Raw genomic sequence first — 19,623 nt, 5'->3', positions numbered from 1 at the left:
ATTGGAGTTTATTTACTAAAGAGATAGGAGGGTAGATGGATGAGGAAACGAATACTTTTCTTACTACGTATTATTCTTATCATGACAAGGTGTAATTCATTAAACGATGAAAAAATTCAAAAGATAATTGTGAAAATAGATGAAAACCCTCTGAAAAATATTTTCCAGAGGGCTTTCATTTTAGTATGCTTCTAAAAACTCAGTAACTTGCTCTTCTGTTTTTGCATTAGCACTATGTAAGTGGCCTAGCTTCTCACCGTTTTGGTATACAAGTAAACTTGGAATACCCATTACTTGATACTCTTCAGCGATACTTGGAAACTCATCTTTATTGATAGAGTACCATTCAAATTTATTGAACTCTTCCATTACATCTCCGATAAAGTTGTCCATACGTACGCAATCTGGGCACCATGTAGTAAAGAACTTAACAACTACAGGCTCCTCGCTTGCGATGATGTCTTTGAATTCCTTGTCAGATTTGATTTCTCTCATGTTTTGTTGCTCCTTTTTCACTTGTAATATTTTAGTTTTTTTAGGCGGTGTTTCTGGTTAGAAACGAAAAATTTTCTTTCCCAATAATTCTTTTGCCAATTGATCCACCACAGTCTTTTGAAATCCTGATATAACTTGCGAGTAGGTGTTCGGCGTGATACCTACTTGTATGTTCCAATCGTTCACTTACCATCTTTGGATGAATATGCCTTAGATTATGGAAACGAATATCAGGAACCTCACTTTTCTTTATAAGCTTTTTCTAGAGCTGTGTCAAACTTCTGAAATTACATGGGTTATCGTTATAAGGTGGGCATACCAAAATATATTAGTATTATTTTTATAAGACAATATAATAAAAGAGGAACAAGGTAAGGGACAGTGTGACTTTTTAACAGATAGCTGTGTAATTGAATAAGATAAAAGTAATTATTTAATGTTGGGATAGGTTATAAATGGAGAACCAATTAAAAGAAATATTTGGTGCATTGATAGCAGCTATAGGTACAATAACTTCCGCTATTGGAAGTACACCATTCTATTTTATAAGTAGTAATGTAAGGGAGGATCTGAATGTATATGGAAACACATTACAAGCAGTTGGTAACGCTTTAGAAGCTGATGGTCAGGGCGAAATATCTCTTGAAAAAATTGGGAACGAAATACAATCAACGGGTAATGTAACTGTAATATCAGGATTGGTTATTGATTTTAAAGATGAAACTAAAATTAAATTAGTGATTGCTGGAAATTGGATACAGGCTTTAGGAGGACTTACAGCATTAGCAGATGAATTTGAAGATGCTTCAGATAAAGATGAAACTTTTAATATTGTAGGAAATTTATTACAAGCTATAGGGAATTCCTTGCAGGCAATTGGAGGAGTTTACGAGCTGAAAAGTATTAGAGGAGAGCAGCATGATAGTAAAGAAGATCTAGTAAGTGATACAGGGGAAAATTTAGACAATCAAGTAAATAGTGACCCGGATAAAAAGAAAGAAGGTCAGTCAATAGATATCATAGGAAGTTGGATCCAAGCTGTAGGTTCTGTATTTTCATTAATTGGACAAATACGTGAAGAAAGTGAGGAGTTAGAAGGGGATGATAAATAGACTAGTTTTAAAAGAATCTCATATAGTGCGCATATTTAATGGTAAGAAACTTTTTTATTGAATTCTAAGTTTAAAATTATATGATGCAGTAGGTAAAATGGGTTTAAGGAGTATTATTAGTTTAATAAAAAAGAGCTGTTAGTAAAAACTAAAAGATTTCATAAAAACTGGTAATAGAAACTGCTTTTTAGAAAATAACTTATACTTATTAATAATGGAATAGTAAATTTAAATTGAGAGAATGAAAGAGAGCTCCTATGGAAAGAGGCTCTTTAATTAATAAATTATTGTAATGGAACCAACGCTAAAATCAAATTAATTCCGCTATTTGCGGGCAGTAAGATCCCTACCTCAAAATTAAGCGCAAGCAAAGAAGTTAGGTGGGGATCAGGCTGCCCGTAAACGCCCAATTGGTGAGGACTGATTAAAGTTTCACTTTATTAATACATTTTAGTGTTATCACTATATTTTTGAAAAGACATATGAATAACCTTGCTTTTTGAAGAATGATTTCTATATAAAAACCATAAGCTATTTTGTAAGAAAAGAAAAGAAAATAGCTTATAATTTATTAAATGCTCATTAAGAGTGCCTTTTGTATATGTTTGCAACCTTGGATGTGACTGCTTTTTTATTGAACATAATGACCGTTTAAATAGAAGGTTAATAGTGCGGAAGACATTAGAAGAATTAGAAAAATGTTATTAAATGAAGGAGTAGAATATGTAGCTGTTCAGATTAGAATGGATGGATTTTCTAGTGATGAAGTAATTGTTAACGACAAATATAACATATATTCGAAACTAGCATATTACAAGGAAACGTACAATGAGGATTTAGAACATAGATGGAATCCAGGAGTTCGTATTTTAGGATTTGCATATGGTTATTCGTTCTCAGGAATTATACATGAATTAGGATTATTAATTTAGTAGTGATGAAACTTATGGTGAATATTTCAATAGATACCATTATCCAACTGGTGTCTTTTTTAATGTTAAGGAATAAAAAAGAGAGCTTAAGCCCTCTTTTTTATAACTATCTAACTTATTATGCACAAATTGGAATTCCTAATGCTATTAAAGTCAATGCTACTTGAAGAGAAAGTTCTAATCTAGCAATTTCGATTCCAGCAACTGAAACGACTAAAAGAGGTTGTCCATTAACGAACAAAACACAACTTTCCATGCTTACACCTCCTTTCTAGTAATCTAATATAGTATATGGATTAAACTTAAAAAGTGTAATAGTTAAATGTATGGATTTAATATAATTAATAAATTAAACTATTATATTTAATAAATTAAAATTAACCTAACAGCTGCTTTTTTGTCACTTTATAAGAAGGGTCAGAATATATTAGAAATATAAAAATTATAGGAGTGATAGATATGTTCTTTGCAAAGTTGCGTGGTAGAAATGAAGTTCCACCAGTAGAAACAGATGCTCGAGGAGAGAGTTTCTTTAAATTAAGTCGGGACGAGCTTAGCCTAAGGTTCAAGTTAGATTTATTCAATATAGAGGATGTAGTAGCTGCCCATCTGCATCTTGGATTAAAAGGAACGAACGGCCCTGTTGTAGCCTTTTTATTTGGACCGATAACAAATCCAGTTTCAATAGAGTGCGCAACTCTTACGGGAATGATTACTCAAGAAGATTTGGTTGGACCGTTAGCGGGTCAAACATTAGGCACTCTTGTAAATGAGATTATATCTGGAAACATATATATTAATGTTCATACAGTACAACATCCTAATGGTGAAATTCGTGGACAACTAAAGTATTGCTAATGAATAATGGTAGTAGGAACATTTAGCGAGAAACAAAAAGCATCCGTTGAGGGTGCTTTTATTTGGAGAATGATATTTATATTAAAAATGTTTAAACTTAATAAAAGCTAGTGAATTAGCTTTCAGCACTCACTGAAATATAGAATCATAACATACTTTGTAATAAATTATACGGAAGTGAGTTGAAAATCATGTTTTATTCATATTTTAATTCTGAAACTGGTATGCGACCAGCATATGGTACATCTATAACGTATAGTGGAGCACAAAGTACAGTCCAAGCTATTCAACAAGCATTGCAAATGCAACAACAATTGCAAATGCAGCAGCAAGGTGTACAACCGTATTATTCATCCGTAGAGTATTTTTACCCAGTACATCAAGTTACACCGTACGGAAGTTCTTTTCTGACTATTCCATATGGGACTGTATACAACTTATAACTAGTAAGGAATGAAGTGGTGTATATAAATAAGGGTGCAGGTTAATAGCGCCCTTATGAATAATAAAAATAGCTAGTCCAAACCTTATAAATCAATCTTACATAATATGTAGTAATAAGTTTGAAAGGGGAATTAGTATGTCTTGTTATTACTACTGTAAGTATTGTAAAGAGTATAAAAAGAAGCATCATGATTGTTGTAAGAACACTAGTAAGTGCCATGATAACAAGGACAATCTTGTTAGAGCATCGGCATTTAGAGCTAGAAATACTGTGAATCAAAATGTTCCTGCTAATACTTTTGTGAAAGTGTTATTTCAAAATGAACAATTTGATTTAGCGAATGAGTATAATCCAGCAACATCTATTTTTATGCCGAAGACTAAAGGTGTATATTCTATTATTGGAACGATTGGTTTCTTTCCAAACGATCCAACTTTAAATTATAGAGCGCGTGTAGAAATTCGTGTGAATGGAAACGCAGCGATAGCTATAGATAATGACTTTTTTGGTCCAATAAGTTTTGGAAATGTCGTAAGTGTTTCGACGATTGTTCAATTGAATGCAGGGGATGAAGTTGAGATTTATGCACAAAGTAGTATAGATGGAGTTTTAAGTCCTTTAGAAGATGGTGCACATTTTGAAGCAGCAAGATTTCCTTCTCCAATTAAATAAAGTCATTAAACAATGAGTTTGCAGAAGCTTAAAGGTAAACCCTCACCGAAATGGTGAGGGTTTTTTAATCTATTAAAAATAGTAACAGGTCGTCCAAGCTATTCTAATCTATATAGCATACTATGTAAAAATAAGTGTAAAGGGGGACTAACTATGTCTTATTATTACTGTAAGTATTGTAAAGATTACAAAAAGGAAAGTCATGATTGTTATAGGAAAAGTAGTAAATGTGATAGGAAGTATGTAAAGGTCAAGTGTTGTGATGATAAGAAAGAGGAGCTTGTAAGGGCATCGGCATTTAGAGCTGTGAATACAGTTAATCAACCTGTTCTAGCAAATACTCCTGTTAAAGTATTATTTCAAAATGAACAATTTGATCTAGCGAATGAATATAATCCAGTAACGTCGATTTTTACTCCGAAAACTAGAGGGGTATATAGTGTATTAGGAAATATAACATTTTCTCCAAATGATTTTAATGTAAATTACAGAGCTAGAGTAGAAATTCGTGTAAATGGCAATCCGGCAATAGCGATAGATAATGATTTCTTTGGAACAGGAGTATTTTTTAATAATGATGTTTCCGTAACTACTATTCTTCAATTAGAAGCAGGAGATTTAGTTGAAGTTTTTGCAGAAAGTAGTATTGCTGGCGTAATTGTACAAAATGTTAATGGTGTAAATACGGTTCACTTTGAAGCGGCAAGATTTCCTTCTCCAACTAAATAAAACTGATTATTAAATGTTTTTTAGTAGGTTTAGTTAATCCCCTTACCAAATGGTGGGGGATTATTATTGTTTTTCTAAAATATATAAGTAAATAGGTAAAACGTAGTTTAATTTGTAGGGGCTTCAACCTTCTTCAGATAATAAACAGAATAATAAGTAACATGCTTGTAAAAACGCATTGTTAGTAAGTTTACTAGTTTTCTTATAGAACAAGAAAGACGGAATACATAAAAGATCGTATCATTATGTTTTTTCTTTACTATATAGAAATTATATATTGAACATAGATTTGTGTAGGGAATGCTAATACACTGAAAAGAATAGCATAAAGGCGATTACACTATATAAAAACAAAATCAATCCTAAGATGAGTAGTATTGGATGCAACTTGAACATATTTGACCTCCTTGAGTATATAAAGAATTTTAATATATTGTTGGTCAATTTAGAAGGGGGACGGTTACATAAAAAAAGAGCATACATAAAAAGTACGCTCCAAAGAAAGATAGGTTTTATGAGTGGATAATCTCCATACGATAATATATGTTCTTTTCATAAAAACGTGTAAAAAATCAATGAATTATCAATGGAATATCATAACATGAGTAATTTTAGTCTAGGAATGCAGTTATTTTCTTTCTCGGTTATTTTAGGTAATAAAGTTGTGAAAATCGTGCATTATGCGGACTAACAACGGGATAGCGATCGTACTTCCGTTACATATTTCTTAAAGTCTGGGTATTGCGTGATAGTTTGACATTTAGGGGTGCATAGTTGATTAATTATAGACACATTTGTAATTACTTCGTTACAAGGACCGAAAAATGTAATTTTTAGCTTTGAATTTGGTGGGATTTTGAACACGATAGGTTTTTTTTCCATGAAATCAGCTCCTAATATTGAGTATTATTAATTTAATGGATATAGAGTCGTATTAGTATAATATGAAATTTCAGTGGATTTGCTTATAATAAAGAATTTTATAGTAGTAAAAGTGCTTAAAGATGTAAAGGGGAAATTGAGAATGGGAAATAAAATGTTTAATTAATATAATCAATAAATACGCAAATGGTTAATATAACTAATGCATTTTTTTGTTTGTTACATATTATGTTAGTAAGAATGGTATAAGGAGGTAGTATAAAATAGTGGAAGAAAATGTACAAGCTCAGCTTTCGCCACCGTGGATCACATATTTTAATGAATTAAAAAATTCAATAGGTGCTGATCCAACTGTTACAGTTGGGCCGCTTATTCCTGTTGGTGGTAATTATATTATTTTAGTGCATGCGTTAAGCAACGAAAAAGCGAGAGCATTAGCAACGCTTTTAAAATCTTTTGTACAATTTGGGAATGTAAGTGTGACAGTTATTGTAACGAATAATGAGAATGAAATTGTAAATCCATTTCCTTGTCCACTAGATGCATTTGAAATAGCTCATTTATTTCAAGTAGCACTAGAAAATAATCCTTATTTTGAACAAGTTGTGGTACAGCCTCAGTTCCCTGGCGGACCGAATGTTGTTTTTCCGGTTTTCGCTGCGGAAGTCATTCAGTTTTTCAATGACGATATTTCTAACTTATGTCAAACGTTTACAGGTGTTGCGGCCAATGTGTTTCGTGATGTAATGAATGATGAGGTTTGTGGTATCCCAATTCTATTTTCCACAAGTTGTGTTATGAGCAGTGAAAACTCACAATTACAAAATACAGATTTAGCACCAAAGTTGTTTTATTAAACTGTAAAAAGACATTTTCAGTAATAGAAAATGTCTTTTTTATGCACCAATAGTGTTCAGGTTGGAAAATTGCAATTTAATAGGAGTAAACTTCAATTAATTAAAATTTTTCTAAATCTCAAATTTCATGTAGAGGTAGTAATTTTGACTTAAGAATATATAGAAAATGAGGGATGAAATTTTTTAGTTGAAAGGAAATCGATACTGAAAGTTATAATTTAATAATACAGGAGATTTTTTTTAATATCTGTAAAAATGATTGATAGGACGAGATTACATAATAAATGAATAGTAGGGTATATTTCGAATGTTTTATGTGGCATACATGTTAAAGTTGATAGAAATATTTCTGAAAGAGAATATATTTTGAAAAACAGTAAAGATTCTTTTTATTTATATTATAGATAGCTAGTTTTAGAGAGAGGAGGCTTACAATAAAACAAGTTATGAATAAGACATTCAAAAGGAGCTGGAATGTATGGGGTATATTGTAGATATTTCAAAATGGAATGGAACTATTAATTGGGATATTGCAGCATCTCAGCTAGATTTAGTGATTGCTAGAGTTCAAGACGGCTCTAATACGGTGGATTTTATGTATCAAAATTATGTTAGTGAAATGAAAAAGCATAGTATCCCATTCGGTAATTATGCTTTTTGCCGTTTTATATCTATTGCTGATGCAAAGAAAGAGGCACAAGATTTTTGGAATCGTGGTGATCAATCTGCTAAGTTTTGGGTAGCAGACATAGAAGTTCAAACGATGGTAGATATGCAAGGCGGGACACAGGCATTTATTGATGAATTACGCCGTTTAGGTGCGGAAAAAGTAGGATTATACGTAGGGCATCACACGTATTTATCATTTGGAGCATGTAATATTGAAGCTGATTTCGTATGGATCCCTCGTTATGGAGGGAATAAGCCAGCATATCCATGCGATATGTGGCAATATACGGATTCAGGGAATGTTCCTGGGATTGGGAAATGTGATCTGAATCGATTAGTAGGAAATAAGTCACTTTCTTGGTTTATAGATTCCAACAAAGCAAATCAATCTAACATAGTGTATACACAGCAACCGAATGGCATTGGTATTGCAGTTTCGAAATATCCTGATGGATACGGAATAAATTTATATGAAACTCCCATGACCCCTCAATTTACAGGTGCACTCACTCAGAAAATTCCATATTTAATCTTAACGGGTTATTGGGGAGGCGGTGAGCAAGATATGATTTGTTTAGGGAACGATAAGCAGTGGGCATATTTAAAACATTTTAATGTGAAATGGTTTTATGCAACTTCGAAATATCCTGTCGGTTACGGAGTAAATTATTATGAAGAGCCTGAATGTATGAATTATAAAGGGAATATAGATGGATCGACATCTTTTCGAGTGTGGGGTAGAGTGGGAAATGCGGTAGATATCGGGCAGAATAGTTGGATACCTGAAAAATATGTAATTATTAAGTAACTATAGCGGCAGTATTGTTTTTAAGGAGTATGTAAAGAGTCTTCTTACTATACATAATAGTAAGAAGACTCTTTACGTTTAAAAATGAAAATACATGATACATAGTCTACTCATATGAAATGAATTACATGTAGAAAACACACTGTTTTCACAATGACTGTGTATAGTTAATTTGCATAATGATAAAAGTGAGGTATTTGAATTGAAAAAGAAAAAAATATTTATTGGAACAATTATTTCATGCGTGATGCTAGCATTATCTGCATGTGGTTCCTCAGACAACGTAGTAACATCAAAAGTAGGGAATGTTACAGAGAAAGAATTAAGTAAAGAATTACGACAACAATATGGAGAAAGTACTTTATATCAAATGATGTTAAGTAAGGCATTGTTAGATAAATATAAAGTTTCAGATGAGGAAGCAAAAAAGAAAGTAGAAGAAGCAAAAGATAAAATGGGTGAGAACTTTAAATCGACTTTAGAACAACTTGGATTGAAAAACGAAGATGAATTAAAAGAAAAAATGAAGCCAGAAATTGCATTTGAGAAAGCGATTAAAGCAACAGTTACAGATAAAGATGTGAAAAATAACTATAAACCAGAAATGAAAGTAAGTCACATTTTAGTAAAAGATGAAAAAACGGCTAAAGAAATAAAGGAGAAAGTAAATAATGGTGAAGATTTTGCTGCCTTAGCAAAACAGTATTCAGAGGATACTGGTTCAAAGGAACAGGGCGGGGAAATATCTGGTTTTGCTCCTGGGCAAACAGTGAAAGAATTTGAGGAAGCTGCGTATAAATTAGATGCAGGCCAAGTAAGTGATCCGGTTAAAACAACTTACGGTTACCATATTATTAAAGTGACGGATAAAAAAGAATTGAAGCCATTTGATGAAGTAAAGGATAAAATTCGTAAAGATATAGAACAACAAAGACTACAAGATACGACAGGTAAATGGAAACAACAAGTAGTCAATGATTTATTGAAAGATGCTGATATTAAAGTGAATAATAAAGAATTTAAAGATACATTTAAATTTCTAGAAAAGAAATAATGACTGTAATCATAATTAGAAAAGGGAACTCATATAGAGTTCCCTTTTCTAATTAGTGTGTGAGTTATAAATAGATAGTAAGACAATACAATATTACATTTAAATATTAAGAATTACAATGGAAAATTATGGTTTATAATTATTTCAACGAAAGTGGATATTCTACGGTTTTCATTATGCAAGTTTATTACATATATTTACTCTTTAATAATGAATATCGAACATAATTTAAAAAATAATACATATAATGTTTTTGAATAAATATTTAACATGGATAATTAGTAAAAAGCTGAGCATTCGATTGGAAAGGATGTTCTTTTTGTTGTGAAAATTTTAGGATAAAGAATGAATCGTTTTAAACGCGTCATTTACCACATCAATAAATTAAGGTGGGGAGAATATATGAAAGTAATCTTTCAAGGAGAGGGCGGAGCGAAAATTTTTGAGTCATATGATGAAAATATAAGTGATTTATTAGTTATATTAAAGAAACGAAAGGGATTAAAATTGGGATGGTTGAGTATAAAGTGTTAAAGTACGAACTTAATTATTTTCGTCATCCGAAAAAAGCGGATACAGAGAGAGAGTTACATGTAATAGTACAACCTAAGTATATGTAATAAAATATAATAATAAAAATCACTGATTCAGTTTTGTAAAGTTCCATAGAGTATGTAAGAAAAGAGAGTGTTGTAAATGCTCTCTTTTCTTATGCTTTGTGAGTTCGTTCATCATAGTATATGTTTTCAGTTATAGATGGTTAATAAACGATAAAAATTTAAAACTTTTTCGTTTAGGCAGGGATTTTATATTTGAGTAAATAAATATACTATGAAGTATTTTTTATACGAATATTGGAGGAGTATAAAATGAGTTTAGCAAGTTACATAGGCTGTAATGTAGAAATTCCGTTAACGGATCCAGATTCTAATGATGTAATTGTTTTTGGACCGTGTTTTTCAGATGAAAGTATGCTTGAAATTGTACAAGATTATCAATTCCAAACAAATTACACATATGAGGTTTCAACTAATTGGGGAATTGAACTTGTCGAGTGGCAAAATGTAAAGGAAAAAAAAGAAGCGAAAGAAAAACTTTTAACTTTATGCAAGATTATGGAAAGTTATTTGGAAGATGGAGACTATTTCGAATTATTTAGTTGTTGGGTTGGTGATGAAGATAAGGAACGAGTAGGGGAATTGAACTTAAAAATAAATCATTTTAATATAGATGAATTATGTATTCCAGAAAGAACATTAGTTAGGATAGAAAAATAAGCTTTGAATATTTTTTAGAAAAAGGCGATTTCACTTTGTGTGAAGTCGCCTTTTAGTTTTTATATGCATTTTATATAAGAAATGAAAAGTTTATTTGATAAAGGAAAAAATATGGAGATAAATAAAATTATGTTTTTTGTTAAGAAATAATAAGTATAGCTCTTCTCAAAGGAACGTAAGTTCGTGTATAATAAGAACGAATGTTCTTTTAAGAGGTAACCTAATTATAGTTTAGAAGTAAATTCGAGTTTAGTAAGTATTAAAAATAACTAAGGGATAGCATGAATAAATAAATGTATAAATGATCAAGGAGATAAAAAATGAACGATGTAAAGATACAAAAAGAAGAAAGAGAGTGGGTTCCGTTTACAGTAATGTCCGAACAACTTTTAAATATGAGAAAGATTATTGGAGAGAAATTAAAAGTACAAAAACCGCTTTTAACAAATGAAGCAAAAGAGAGGATTTCTGATAAATTATTAACGTCATTACTGTCTGAGAAAGAAATATTGGTAACATATTTTGAAGATGGTTACATATTAACAAGCTACATGACTGTTGTACATATCAATCCGGTAAAACAAATTGTAATTTGTACAGACGCCTTTTATAAAACTTACGTATTTAACGCTATGGATATTATTGAAATAATGTAAAAGAAGCTGAATATTAAATGGCAGCTTTTTTTATTTCTGATTTATGAGACAAATAATATAAGAAAAAGCAGCTAGCTTTGTGCTAGCTGCTGAGCCCCAGGGAAAGGGAGAAAAAGATAGGGTACTCCAAAATCGATAAGAGCTGTCAAACAGCCTGATTATAGTATAGACAAATTAAAATTTTCTATACAAAAAGTTGAACATAAGATTAGGCTGTACCCACTTGGTTTTGATCTGCAAGGTCAGAATCAAATGTATTGGTCGCGCTAACACCGCTAAAAGTATTAACAACAAAACCAACGTTTGATGCGCCGGAACCATTATAAGCTTTCGTATTTTCTTTCGGAGAAACGTTGTAGAAATCACCTAAGTTAAATGATCCATTACTATTTTGTACAACTAAATTTCCTACAACTGATGGCATAATTTTCACCTGCTTTATAATAAGTTGTTAACATTACTATATGGAGTTATAGTCCAGATGGTTCATATAATAAAAATTGTGGAATAGTAAAACGTTTGGAGCATGGATTTCAATAAAAGTGTGTTAAAATTAATATAATAAAGTTGAGTAATTTTTTTAAAAAATTTGTATAATTGATATATATGAAAATAAAGGAGGCAAAATGTAATGAAAGATATTATGAAAAAAGTTGATTTAACAGATGCCAAATCAAGTAATCTTGTTGCACTAATTTATAGTAATGAAGTTATATTAGTTGAAGACGCATTTTGTCCAAATGAAATAAAATTAAAGTTTAATGAAATTGCAATTTTATCTGCAATTAAAACAGCTCATATTGCGAAAGTGTCTATTAGGAAAGAACTTGAAGCGCTTTTTCATGATACGGGTGTTATATTAGTGAAACAAAATGTTGATTATGGTAGTAGCCAATCTATTACCATGCATTTTGAGCAATTTAAAAAGTTGCAAGATGAGATTGAACATTTAAATAAAAGTATGTAATAAAGCAGCTAAATAAAGGTTCTATCATAAAGGTGGAATGTGTTGTGTTGAAAAAGTGGTTTAAAAATTATTTGGGTGAATCGCATTGTAAACATAAATATGTTTTTATTAAGATGCAGGATAATGAGGATTTTAAAAAAGGTACATTAGGTGTAGTTTATATTTACCAGTGTGAGAAATGTGGAAAAGAGAAGTTGAAATATAAAAACAATAATGAAATAAACAATGAATTTTTAGATATATAGCAAAAAGTAACCATGATGGTTACTTTTTTTGTTTATGTATACAATATCAAAACCATTACCAAAGTATGAGTTGAGTTGATACTATAGTAAATCGCTGAATAAAAATGAAGAGAGTAAGATATAGGGAAGGAGGATGAGAGAAATGAAGCGAAAAGAAATTAGTAAATCTGTAATTATTACAGGCGTGACACAAGGGTTAGGGCGTGCGATGGTTGATCGATTTCATGAATTAGGGTGGAACATATATGGTTGTGGACGTTCAAAAGATAAAATTGAAGAACTAAAAAAACAGTACAGTAAAATACATGATTTCCAAGTAATTGATGTTTCAGATTCTCAGCAAGTTAACAATTGGGCAAATTATATACTTAATACACATACAGCTCCCGATATGATAATAAATAATGCATCGATTGTAAATCAAAATGCACAACTTTGGAAAATTACGGCTCAAGAATTCGAAAATGTAATAAATGTAAACGTGAATGGTGTAGTAAATGTAATAAGAGCATTTGTTCCAGCGATGGTAGCTAGGAAAGAAGGAATTATCATTAATATGAGTTCTAGTTGGGGGAGAGAAGGTGAGGCTGAGCTTGCGCCATATTGTGCCTCGAAATTTGCTATTGAAGGTATCACTAAATCTATGGCCCTGGAATTACCCCATGGCATGGCTGTAGTTGCTTTAGATCCTGGAGGGAGTATTAGTACTCCGATGCTGAAGTCATGTGCGCCACAATATATAAATGAATCGCCTACACCTGAAACTTGGTCACATAAAGCAATTGAATATATATTGAATATAACAATAGATAAAAATGGAGATTCATTGACATGCCCAGCATGCATATAAAAAGCACCTTTAAGGTGCTTTTATATTAGTAGCACATTATATCATTCACAAAATTACATCTAAAAAATAAAATAAAAGATTAAGGGTGAGATTTGTTTGTTTTGAAAGCTTTAGAAAATATTTAAATAGATGATAAAAATGAATCCAAGCAGTTTAAAAGTGACAGGGGCATGGTTTCAAGTGGGAGGGAATCTTACAGCTGCTATTGGAACGACAAGAGGATTTATTGGAGAAGAGAAAGTTGAATCGGATCTTGTTATTGTAGGAAGCTCATTACAAGCCCTCGGATATATATTACAAATCATTGCGAGCAATTATGATGATGGGGAAGAAAAAAGAGAAAATCAAAATATAGGCTTAGAGAATCAAAGTAAATTACTTGATCAAATAGGAATTGAGTTATTAGCATTAGGCAATATATCAAATGTAATAGGAACATATTTTAATATAAATGAACAATTGAAAGAAAATGATTATCTTATCATTACAGGGAACAGTTTACAATCGATCGGTGCTTTTTTAGGAGTAGAAGCAGCTTTGTTGGATATAAATGTATTACAGAAAATTATTATACTGGGTAACACCATGCAAAGTTTAGGGGCTGGATTACAAGCGTATCAAGGTGTTTCAAATGTATTGAAAGATGAGAGAGAAAATGAAGATAGTATTTTTGATAAGAAGGATCAGAGAACCATTGCACTCATTGGTATTTGGATACAAGCGATAGGAACGTTAATTTCTGCAATTGGAGTAACTGCAATAGAGGAAGAAAATAGGCTAGAAAACAATGAAAAGGTTGAAATACTTATATAAATAGAAGGAGATACATTGATTTTAGAGGTAGGTTAAGATTAAAATGGTAGTAGGTTTTTTTGCGTATATTTTGAAAAGTGATATATAAAATACAAAATAAGGAGTTTTCAAGGGATGATGTATTTATTAGCAATTCTTCTTCCACCTGTTGCTGTATTATTTTGTGGAAAACCAATTCAGGCAATCATAAATTTCATATTAACATTAATATTTTGGGTTCCAGGAGTTATACATGCAATTCTTGTAGTGCATGATAAAAAAGCTGATCAGCGTTTGAAAAAACAAATTCAAGCATATGATGAAATTAATAAGAGGAATCGAAGATAATTCATCTGCAAAATGTTTTTAAAAGAAAGGAGGATTAACCTCCTTTCTTTTTTAGTGGGTGTTAAGTTTAGATTTTTGTGTGGCGGAAAGAATTTTTAATGTAAGTATTATGATAATAACTTTTAGATTGTGCATGTAATAGGCCAGTATAAATACTTTCTGGTACATTAAAGAAATCGTACATACCATTCTTTAATTGGATTCGCAAAATCATAGAAAAAGGATTATAACCAACAGCAACTATATTTTTTGAAATTACGGGAGATAGCTTCATCATTACGCAACTCCTCACTTTTCATTTTTAATACTTTTTTGTAGATGTTGAGGTTGTGATGTTGAAATCCTTATAATTTAAGAGGTATTATACTTATATGCAATATATTAAATGTTTGTTATACGTAATTATAAGGAAGTTCACACGAAGTACATATCGTTGTGCTATTTTTATTTCACCTTTGATTTATAAATAAGAAAATATTGACCATTTGAAAAAAAGGTATATTATTTATACGAGGTATTAAAAATTCACTTTTTACATTCTATGCTTCAAGGGGCAGCGTTATTAGGAAAAATAGAAGTGAAAATAGTTTGTATAAGAAGTATTCTAAAATTTATAATCTGTGAATTAGGAAAATATTGAATGCTCCAGGTCAATATACTTTCTTAATCAAATTTATTTTAGAAAGTGACCTCAATATTTTTAAGTAAATCAACGGGAGAATTGAAAGGCAGGAGAAAGTAACATGTCAGAAAATTATCGTTCTCGAGAGGAACGACGACAAGTTAAAAAGAAAAAACAACCAGCTTCTAAAACACAAAAGCCAAAAGGTAAAACATCATTCTTTCGCAAGTTTTTAATTACTTGTTTATTACTTGGTATTGTTGGTTTAGTGGCGGGGGTTGCTACCTTTTTCGTAATGATTAAGGATGCACCAAAACTTGAGAAAGCAAAACTTGTTAATCCGTTATCCTCAAAAATTTATGATAAAAACGGGGATTTGGTATATGAATATGGAAAAGAAAAAAGGACGAATGTTACGTATGAGCAAATACCTAAATTAGTAGAAAATGCATTTTTAGCGACAGAAGATTCACGTTTTTATGAGCATAGCGGAGTAGATTTTAAAGGTACTGCCCGTGCTGTTCTAGTAAGTCTTAAAGGGGATTATGGTTCTCAAGGTGGAAGTACGATAACACAGCAAGTTATAAAAAACTACTTCTTATCAATGGACAAAACACCAAAGCGTAAGGCGCAAGAAATATATTTAGCTTATAAGCTAGAACAACAGTATTCAAAACATGAAATATTAGAGATGTACTTAAATAAAATTAACTTAGGAAACCGTTCATATGGGATCGCAACAGCAGCACAAAACTACTATGGTAAAGAATTGAAGGACTTAACATTACCAGAAGTTGCGATGCTTGCAGGTTTACCGAAAGCACCGAATAACTATGATCCAACGAAAAAAGAAAATGTTCAAAAAGCAACAGAAAGAAGAAATGTTGTTCTAAGTTTAATGAACCGACATGGATATATAACAAAACAGGAAATGGAAGAAGCATCAAAAGTTGACGTAGAAAAGGGGCTTAAGCCTGCAGCTCAACTACAAACAATGCCATACCCTGCATTTATGGATGCAGTTGTGAAAGAAGTAGAAAAAGAATTACCAGATGCTAATATCGGTTCTGACGGTTTAGAAATTTATACAACGTTAGATCCGAAAGCACAGAAACTTGCTGATAATATTTTAAATAATAATATCATTGATTATCCGAACGATAAATTCCAAGGTGCATTCACATTTATGGATACGAAAACAGGAGAAGTTCGTGCTATAGGTAGTGGCCGTGGAGAAAATAAAGCTGTATTTAAAGGGCATAATATGGCAATTGAATTAGATCGTGCAGCTGGTTCAACGATGAAGCCGATTTTCGACTACGCTCCTGCAATTGAATATTTAAAATGGGCTACGTACCATCAAATTGATGACTCTCCATTTAAGTATTCAACGGGACAAGAAGTACGAAATGCAGATAGAAGTCATATGGGTCCAATTACAATGCGTGAAGCATTAAAAATGTCGCGTAATATTCCTGCAATTAAAACTGCAAAAGAAGTAGGGATTAGTAAATCGAAAGAATTCTCTGAGAAACTAGGTATTACATTTAATACAGCACCGACAGAATCGACAGCGATTGGTACAAATGAAGTATCGCCAACTGAAATAGCGGGTGCTTATGCGGCATTTGGTAATGAAGGTAAATATACGAAACCGCATTTTGTTAAGAAAGTCGTTTATCCAGACGGTAAGTCACAAAGTTTTGGACAAAAACCAAAACAAGTTATGACAGATTCTACCGCATACATGATTACTGATATGCTTCGTTCTGTAGTTACATCAGGTACTGGTACATCGGCAAATGTAGGCTCTTTAGATGTAGCTGGTAAAACGGGTACGACAAACTATTCATCAAAGCAATTAGCTCAATATAAAATTCCAGAAAGTGCAACTCGTGATAGTTGGTTCGCTGGATATACACCGCAATATACGATGGCAGTATGGACTGGGTATATGAAAGATGGTAAAGACGAGTATATTAGTAGTAAAAATACGAAAATTGCACAGTTGATCTTTAAAGAAATGATGAGCGAAATGGCTACAGATAAATCACGCTTTAAAATGCCAAGTAGTGTTATTCAAGAAGGTAGTGAGCTACGTATAAAAGGTGAAAAACGTGATTCATCGCCAAATACTAGCGTACCGGATACAACGGAGCAACCAAAACAAGATCAACAGCAAAAAACTGAAGAAGAGAAAAAGCAAGAAGAATTAAAGAAACAAGAAGAACTGAAAAAACAAGAAGAACAAAAGAAACAAGAGGAACTTAAGAAGCAAGAAGAACAAAAGAAACTAGAAGAGCAAAAGAAACAAGAAGAACAAAATAATGGAAATGGCCAAGGAACGACACCTCCAGCAAATAACGGAGGAGGTCAAGGAAATACGACACCTCCAGCAAATAATGGAGGAGGTCAAGGAAATACGACACCTCCAGCAAATAATGGAGGAGGTCAAGGAAATACGACACCTCCAGCAAATAACGGAGGAGGTCAAGGAAATACAACTCCACCAGCGACCACACAACCAGAGACTGGCGGTAATGCAGGAGAGACCCCTGCTAATAATGGGCAATAAGAAAAATTTATAAAAAATATTAAAAAGCACTTAAGATTTGTGAAAATTACAATCTTAAGTGCTTTTTTCGTTTAAATGTAGTAGCTATGAAATGATGTGTTTTAAATGTTAAACGTACCATAAAAATTTTGAAAATAAATTGATGGGAAATGATAAAAGACTTGAGCCTGAGGTAGTGGAGCGTGGCTAGGATGATAAAAGGTAGTGCTACTTGGATGGGCACCATGATGCCAAAATGAAGGGGTAGCTTGACCTGGTGATTGGTATTGTTGCCAAATTGCTGGAAGTTCAATGCCGACATCGGAACTTGCTGTATGAACGGCGGGGGCATGTATTTCGGGTATCGAAGGAACCGCGACAGTTACTCTTGATGATAATACCCACATAAAATAATCACTCCTAAGTTGTGATAATAAATTAGTATATTCTTTTCACACGTATAAAGGTACATATATAGGACTTTCGTTTAAAATATGCGTACAAAGTCTTAAGACTAATGTAAGCTGATGGTGGACTATTTAATATGAAAAGATACGTCTATTTGCGGAGGGAAAAGAGATAAAAAAAATATACAATGAGGGTGTTAATCGTAATATTTTACGAGTGTATGGAGGTATTTTTATGGAACGATTATGGACGAAATCATTTATTCAAATGACTTTCGCAATGTTATTTTTATTTACAGGATTTTATTTACTTGTTCCAACGCTCCCGCTCTTTATTAAAGAGATAGGTGGCAATGAATCGCAAGTTGGACTTATGATGGGGATGTTTACAATAGCTGCTGTTGTAATACGACCGATTATTGGAGGAATGTTAGATCAATATGGTAGAAGATCCTTTATTATTTTCGGACTCATCTTTTTTGGCTTAACGATGTATTCCTATAATATAGCATCGACTATTGTCCTTTTAGCTGTTTTACGTGTTATTCACGGAGTAACATGGGCTGTTTCTACAACAGCTGTTGGAACAGCAATAACGGATATTATTCCAGATTCACGCCGCGGTGAAGGTATGGGTTGGTACGGGATGGCGATGACAATTGCAATGGCGATCGGACCTATGATTGGATTATGGGTTGTGCAAATTTATTCATTTGATGGTCTATTTTTATTAGCGACGTTGTTATCTTTTATGGCAGTCGTATTATCATTAATAACGAAGATCCCATTTACGCCACAAAAAGAAAAAGGGAAAATTCAGCTATTTGAGAAATCCGTATTAACAATCACGATTGTAGTATTCTTTTTATCGTTTGCATATGGAGGAATAACAACCTTTTTACCGTTATTTGCATCATCAATTCATGTAAACCCGGGAACTTTCTTTCTTGTATATGCAATTGCATTAACAATTGTAAGACCAATTTCAGGGAAACTATTAGATAAGTATGGAGAAGTATTCATCATACTTCCAGCATTATGTATTACTATTTTAGCTATAGTTGTTTTAACTATCTCAAATGGTTTGATAGGTGTAATTATCGCAGCAACATTATACGGTATTGGATTTGGTTCAGCGCAGCCAGCTTTGCAAGCGGCAATGCTTACAATTGTCGATCCGAGTAAAAGAGGAGTTGCAAATGCTTCATTTTTTACAGCGTTTGATTTAGGAATCGGGTTAGGTGCTATTTTACTTGGAGTTGTTTCACAAATGTTTGGTTATCGTATTTTATTTTCAGGGAGTGCAATTTCAGCATTGATAGCCTTAATTATTTTCGTCTTCTTTGTAAAACAACGATTAGGAAAAAAAGAGTTTGCGTAAACTGGAGGAAT

The 19,623-nt window shown here is 32.2% G+C and carries 23 protein-coding genes and 3 pseudogenes; 19 read left to right on the top strand and 7 right to left on the bottom strand.

Going from position 1 to position 19,623, the window contains the following annotated elements:
• Positions 1-180 precede the first annotated feature (180 nt).
• Together ACTFO4_RS19050 and ACTFO4_RS19045 are read right to left on the bottom strand one after the other, a co-directional pair.
• On the bottom strand, positions 181-495 hold the full coding sequence (locus ACTFO4_RS19050) for a thioredoxin family protein (RefSeq protein WP_001206934.1): 315 nt from the start codon (positions 493-495) through the stop codon (positions 181-183).
• A gap of 57 nt (positions 496-552) precedes the next feature.
• Positions 553-817 (bottom strand): annotated as a pseudogene (locus tag ACTFO4_RS19045) (site-specific integrase); the annotation flags it as partial.
• Positions 818-950: 133 nt separating this feature from the next.
• Between ACTFO4_RS19045 and ACTFO4_RS19040 the strand changes: the two are divergent.
• Together ACTFO4_RS19040 and ACTFO4_RS19035 are read left to right on the top strand one after the other, a co-directional pair.
• A complete protein-coding gene (locus ACTFO4_RS19040; protein ID WP_017674109.1) occupies positions 951-1,607 on the top strand; it encodes a DUF6944 family repetitive protein in 657 nt (218 codons plus the stop codon).
• A gap of 666 nt (positions 1,608-2,273) precedes the next feature.
• Positions 2,274-2,539: pseudogene (locus ACTFO4_RS19035) on the top strand (hypothetical protein).
• A gap of 118 nt (positions 2,540-2,657) precedes the next feature.
• Here ACTFO4_RS19035 and ACTFO4_RS19030 read toward each other — a convergent pair.
• Positions 2,658-2,795 (bottom strand): DUF3956 family protein, encoded by a 138-nt coding sequence (locus ACTFO4_RS19030; protein WP_000443219.1) that lies wholly within the window; start codon positions 2,793-2,795, stop codon positions 2,658-2,660.
• A gap of 203 nt (positions 2,796-2,998) precedes the next feature.
• Here ACTFO4_RS19030 and ACTFO4_RS19025 point away from each other — a divergent pair, with 203 nt between their 5' ends.
• From ACTFO4_RS19025 to ACTFO4_RS19010, 4 genes are all read left to right on the top strand, one after another.
• Positions 2,999-3,397, top strand: coding sequence for a CHRD domain-containing protein (locus ACTFO4_RS19025; RefSeq protein ID WP_061457156.1), 399 nt, complete (start codon positions 2,999-3,001; stop codon positions 3,395-3,397).
• Between the two features lie 191 nt (positions 3,398-3,588).
• The gene (locus tag ACTFO4_RS19020) at positions 3,589-3,840 is read left to right on the top strand and encodes a DUF3947 family protein (RefSeq protein WP_000500098.1); all 252 of its coding nucleotides are present in this window, start codon (positions 3,589-3,591) and stop codon (positions 3,838-3,840) included.
• Positions 3,841-3,977: 137 nt separating this feature from the next.
• Positions 3,978-4,514 (top strand): C1q-like domain-containing protein, encoded by a 537-nt coding sequence (locus tag ACTFO4_RS19015; protein ID WP_001278088.1) that lies wholly within the window; start codon positions 3,978-3,980, stop codon positions 4,512-4,514.
• A 153-nt stretch (positions 4,515-4,667) separates the two neighbouring features.
• Positions 4,668-5,243 carry a hypothetical protein gene (locus ACTFO4_RS19010; RefSeq protein WP_000122943.1) on the top strand — a complete coding sequence of 192 codons (576 nt, stop codon included), beginning with the start codon at positions 4,668-4,670 and terminating at the stop codon, positions 5,241-5,243.
• Between the two features lie 687 nt (positions 5,244-5,930).
• Here the strand turns inward: ACTFO4_RS19010 and ACTFO4_RS19005 are convergent.
• Positions 5,931-6,125, bottom strand: coding sequence for a hypothetical protein (locus tag ACTFO4_RS19005; RefSeq protein WP_000412555.1), 195 nt, complete (start codon positions 6,123-6,125; stop codon positions 5,931-5,933).
• A gap of 266 nt (positions 6,126-6,391) precedes the next feature.
• On the opposite strand from ACTFO4_RS19005, the gene ACTFO4_RS19000 reads away from it, so the two are divergent.
• From ACTFO4_RS19000 to ACTFO4_RS18975, 6 genes and pseudogenes are all read left to right on the top strand, one after another.
• Entirely contained in the window at positions 6,392-6,982 is a 591-nt protein-coding gene (locus ACTFO4_RS19000) for a hypothetical protein (protein WP_000392281.1), read from the top strand.
• A 478-nt stretch (positions 6,983-7,460) separates the two neighbouring features.
• Positions 7,461-8,459: a glycoside hydrolase family 25 protein gene (locus tag ACTFO4_RS18995; RefSeq protein WP_103622823.1), complete on the top strand. Its 999-nt coding sequence runs from the start codon at positions 7,461-7,463 to the stop codon at positions 8,457-8,459.
• A gap of 202 nt (positions 8,460-8,661) precedes the next feature.
• A complete protein-coding gene (locus ACTFO4_RS18990) occupies positions 8,662-9,513 on the top strand; it encodes a peptidylprolyl isomerase PrsA (RefSeq protein WP_000727348.1) in 852 nt (283 codons plus the stop codon).
• Between the two features lie 402 nt (positions 9,514-9,915).
• Positions 9,916-10,133: pseudogene (locus tag ACTFO4_RS18985) on the top strand (hypothetical protein).
• A gap of 249 nt (positions 10,134-10,382) precedes the next feature.
• The gene (locus ACTFO4_RS18980) at positions 10,383-10,790 is read left to right on the top strand and encodes a hypothetical protein (RefSeq protein ID WP_000050503.1); all 408 of its coding nucleotides are present in this window, start codon (positions 10,383-10,385) and stop codon (positions 10,788-10,790) included.
• 320 nt (positions 10,791-11,110) lie between these two features.
• A complete protein-coding gene (locus ACTFO4_RS18975) occupies positions 11,111-11,446 on the top strand; it encodes a YolD-like family protein (protein WP_002024004.1) in 336 nt (111 codons plus the stop codon).
• A gap of 208 nt (positions 11,447-11,654) precedes the next feature.
• On the opposite strand, the gene gerPF is transcribed toward ACTFO4_RS18975, so the two are convergent.
• Entirely contained in the window at positions 11,655-11,870 is a 216-nt protein-coding gene (gerPF, locus tag ACTFO4_RS18970; RefSeq protein ID WP_001141569.1) for a spore germination protein GerPF, read from the bottom strand.
• A gap of 207 nt (positions 11,871-12,077) precedes the next feature.
• Between gerPF and ACTFO4_RS18965 the strand changes: the two genes are divergently transcribed.
• The 5 genes from ACTFO4_RS18965 to ACTFO4_RS18945 all read left to right on the top strand — a co-directional run bounded on the left by ACTFO4_RS18965 (position 12,078) and on the right by ACTFO4_RS18945 (position 14,648).
• Entirely contained in the window at positions 12,078-12,413 is a 336-nt protein-coding gene (locus ACTFO4_RS18965) for a hypothetical protein (RefSeq protein ID WP_000651907.1), read from the top strand.
• A gap of 44 nt (positions 12,414-12,457) precedes the next feature.
• Positions 12,458-12,658: a hypothetical protein gene (locus ACTFO4_RS18960; protein WP_017674105.1), complete on the top strand. Its 201-nt coding sequence runs from the start codon at positions 12,458-12,460 to the stop codon at positions 12,656-12,658.
• Between the two features lie 142 nt (positions 12,659-12,800).
• Positions 12,801-13,508, top strand: a complete 708-nt coding sequence (locus ACTFO4_RS18955; protein ID WP_017674104.1) for an SDR family oxidoreductase — start codon at positions 12,801-12,803, stop codon at positions 13,506-13,508.
• Between the two features lie 138 nt (positions 13,509-13,646).
• Entirely contained in the window at positions 13,647-14,321 is a 675-nt protein-coding gene (locus ACTFO4_RS18950; RefSeq protein WP_031312343.1) for a DUF6944 family repetitive protein, read from the top strand.
• A 114-nt stretch (positions 14,322-14,435) separates the two neighbouring features.
• The gene (locus ACTFO4_RS18945; protein ID WP_070757404.1) at positions 14,436-14,648 is read left to right on the top strand and encodes a YqaE/Pmp3 family membrane protein; all 213 of its coding nucleotides are present in this window, start codon (positions 14,436-14,438) and stop codon (positions 14,646-14,648) included.
• Positions 14,649-14,715: 67 nt separating this feature from the next.
• Here ACTFO4_RS18945 and ACTFO4_RS18940 read toward each other — a convergent pair whose 3' ends face one another.
• Positions 14,716-14,925: a KTSC domain-containing protein gene (locus ACTFO4_RS18940; RefSeq protein WP_000977081.1), complete on the bottom strand. Its 210-nt coding sequence runs from the start codon at positions 14,923-14,925 to the stop codon at positions 14,716-14,718.
• 466 nt (positions 14,926-15,391) lie between these two features.
• Between ACTFO4_RS18940 and ACTFO4_RS18935 the strand changes: the two genes are divergently transcribed.
• Positions 15,392-17,845, top strand: a complete 2,454-nt coding sequence (locus tag ACTFO4_RS18935) for a transglycosylase domain-containing protein (protein ID WP_001293964.1) — start codon at positions 15,392-15,394, stop codon at positions 17,843-17,845.
• Between the two features lie 101 nt (positions 17,846-17,946).
• Here the strand turns inward: ACTFO4_RS18935 and ACTFO4_RS18930 are convergent, their stop codons facing one another.
• Entirely contained in the window at positions 17,947-18,231 is a 285-nt protein-coding gene (locus tag ACTFO4_RS18930) for a hypothetical protein (protein ID WP_000270101.1), read from the bottom strand.
• 235 nt (positions 18,232-18,466) lie between these two features.
• Between ACTFO4_RS18930 and ACTFO4_RS18925 the strand changes: the two genes are divergently transcribed.
• Positions 18,467-19,612, top strand: a complete 1,146-nt coding sequence (locus tag ACTFO4_RS18925) for an MFS transporter (RefSeq protein WP_061457158.1) — start codon at positions 18,467-18,469, stop codon at positions 19,610-19,612.
• Positions 19,613-19,623 lie beyond the last annotated feature (11 nt).

It is taken from the genome of Bacillus cereus group sp. MYBKT14-1 (genome assembly GCF_051915185.1).
Classification (GTDB): Bacteria; Bacillota; Bacilli; order Bacillales; family Bacillaceae_G; genus Bacillus_A; species Bacillus_A cereus.
This window is presented reverse-complemented; position numbering and strand designations above follow the sequence as displayed.

What these genes read in the sequence shown, in the direction of transcription:
- ACTFO4_RS18965 (WP_000651907.1), top strand. Translation starts at nt 12,078, where the DNA reads ATGAAAGATATTATGAAAAAAGTTGATTTAACAGATGCCAAATCAAGT.
- ACTFO4_RS18980 (WP_000050503.1), top strand. Translation starts at nt 10,383, where the DNA reads ATGAGTTTAGCAAGTTACATAGGCTGTAATGTAGAAATTCCGTTAACG.
- ACTFO4_RS18940 (WP_000977081.1), bottom strand. Translation starts at nt 14,925, where the DNA reads ATGATGAAGCTATCTCCCGTAATTTCAAAAAATATAGTTGCTGTTGGT.
- ACTFO4_RS18975 (WP_002024004.1), top strand. Translation starts at nt 11,111, where the DNA reads ATGAACGATGTAAAGATACAAAAAGAAGAAAGAGAGTGGGTTCCGTTT.
- ACTFO4_RS19015 (WP_001278088.1), top strand. Translation starts at nt 3,978, where the DNA reads ATGTCTTGTTATTACTACTGTAAGTATTGTAAAGAGTATAAAAAGAAG.
- ACTFO4_RS18945 (WP_070757404.1), top strand. Translation starts at nt 14,436, where the DNA reads ATGATGTATTTATTAGCAATTCTTCTTCCACCTGTTGCTGTATTATTT.
- gerPF (WP_001141569.1), bottom strand. Translation starts at nt 11,870, where the DNA reads ATGCCATCAGTTGTAGGAAATTTAGTTGTACAAAATAGTAATGGATCA.
- ACTFO4_RS18995 (WP_103622823.1), top strand. Translation starts at nt 7,461, where the DNA reads ATGGGGTATATTGTAGATATTTCAAAATGGAATGGAACTATTAATTGG.
- ACTFO4_RS19020 (WP_000500098.1), top strand. Translation starts at nt 3,589, where the DNA reads ATGTTTTATTCATATTTTAATTCTGAAACTGGTATGCGACCAGCATAT.
- ACTFO4_RS18950 (WP_031312343.1), top strand. Translation starts at nt 13,647, where the DNA reads ATGAATCCAAGCAGTTTAAAAGTGACAGGGGCATGGTTTCAAGTGGGA.
- ACTFO4_RS18925 (WP_061457158.1), top strand. Translation starts at nt 18,467, where the DNA reads ATGGAACGATTATGGACGAAATCATTTATTCAAATGACTTTCGCAATG.
- ACTFO4_RS19025 (WP_061457156.1), top strand. Translation starts at nt 2,999, where the DNA reads ATGTTCTTTGCAAAGTTGCGTGGTAGAAATGAAGTTCCACCAGTAGAA.
- ACTFO4_RS19030 (WP_000443219.1), bottom strand. Translation starts at nt 2,795, where the DNA reads ATGGAAAGTTGTGTTTTGTTCGTTAATGGACAACCTCTTTTAGTCGTT.
- ACTFO4_RS19010 (WP_000122943.1), top strand. Translation starts at nt 4,668, where the DNA reads ATGTCTTATTATTACTGTAAGTATTGTAAAGATTACAAAAAGGAAAGT.
- ACTFO4_RS18955 (WP_017674104.1), top strand. Translation starts at nt 12,801, where the DNA reads ATGAAGCGAAAAGAAATTAGTAAATCTGTAATTATTACAGGCGTGACA.
- ACTFO4_RS19050 (WP_001206934.1), bottom strand. Translation starts at nt 495, where the DNA reads ATGAGAGAAATCAAATCTGACAAGGAATTCAAAGACATCATCGCAAGC.
- ACTFO4_RS18930 (WP_000270101.1), bottom strand. Translation starts at nt 18,231, where the DNA reads ATGTGGGTATTATCATCAAGAGTAACTGTCGCGGTTCCTTCGATACCC.
- ACTFO4_RS19005 (WP_000412555.1), bottom strand. Translation starts at nt 6,125, where the DNA reads ATGGAAAAAAAACCTATCGTGTTCAAAATCCCACCAAATTCAAAGCTA.
- ACTFO4_RS18935 (WP_001293964.1), top strand. Translation starts at nt 15,392, where the DNA reads ATGTCAGAAAATTATCGTTCTCGAGAGGAACGACGACAAGTTAAAAAG.
- ACTFO4_RS19040 (WP_017674109.1), top strand. Translation starts at nt 951, where the DNA reads ATGGAGAACCAATTAAAAGAAATATTTGGTGCATTGATAGCAGCTATA.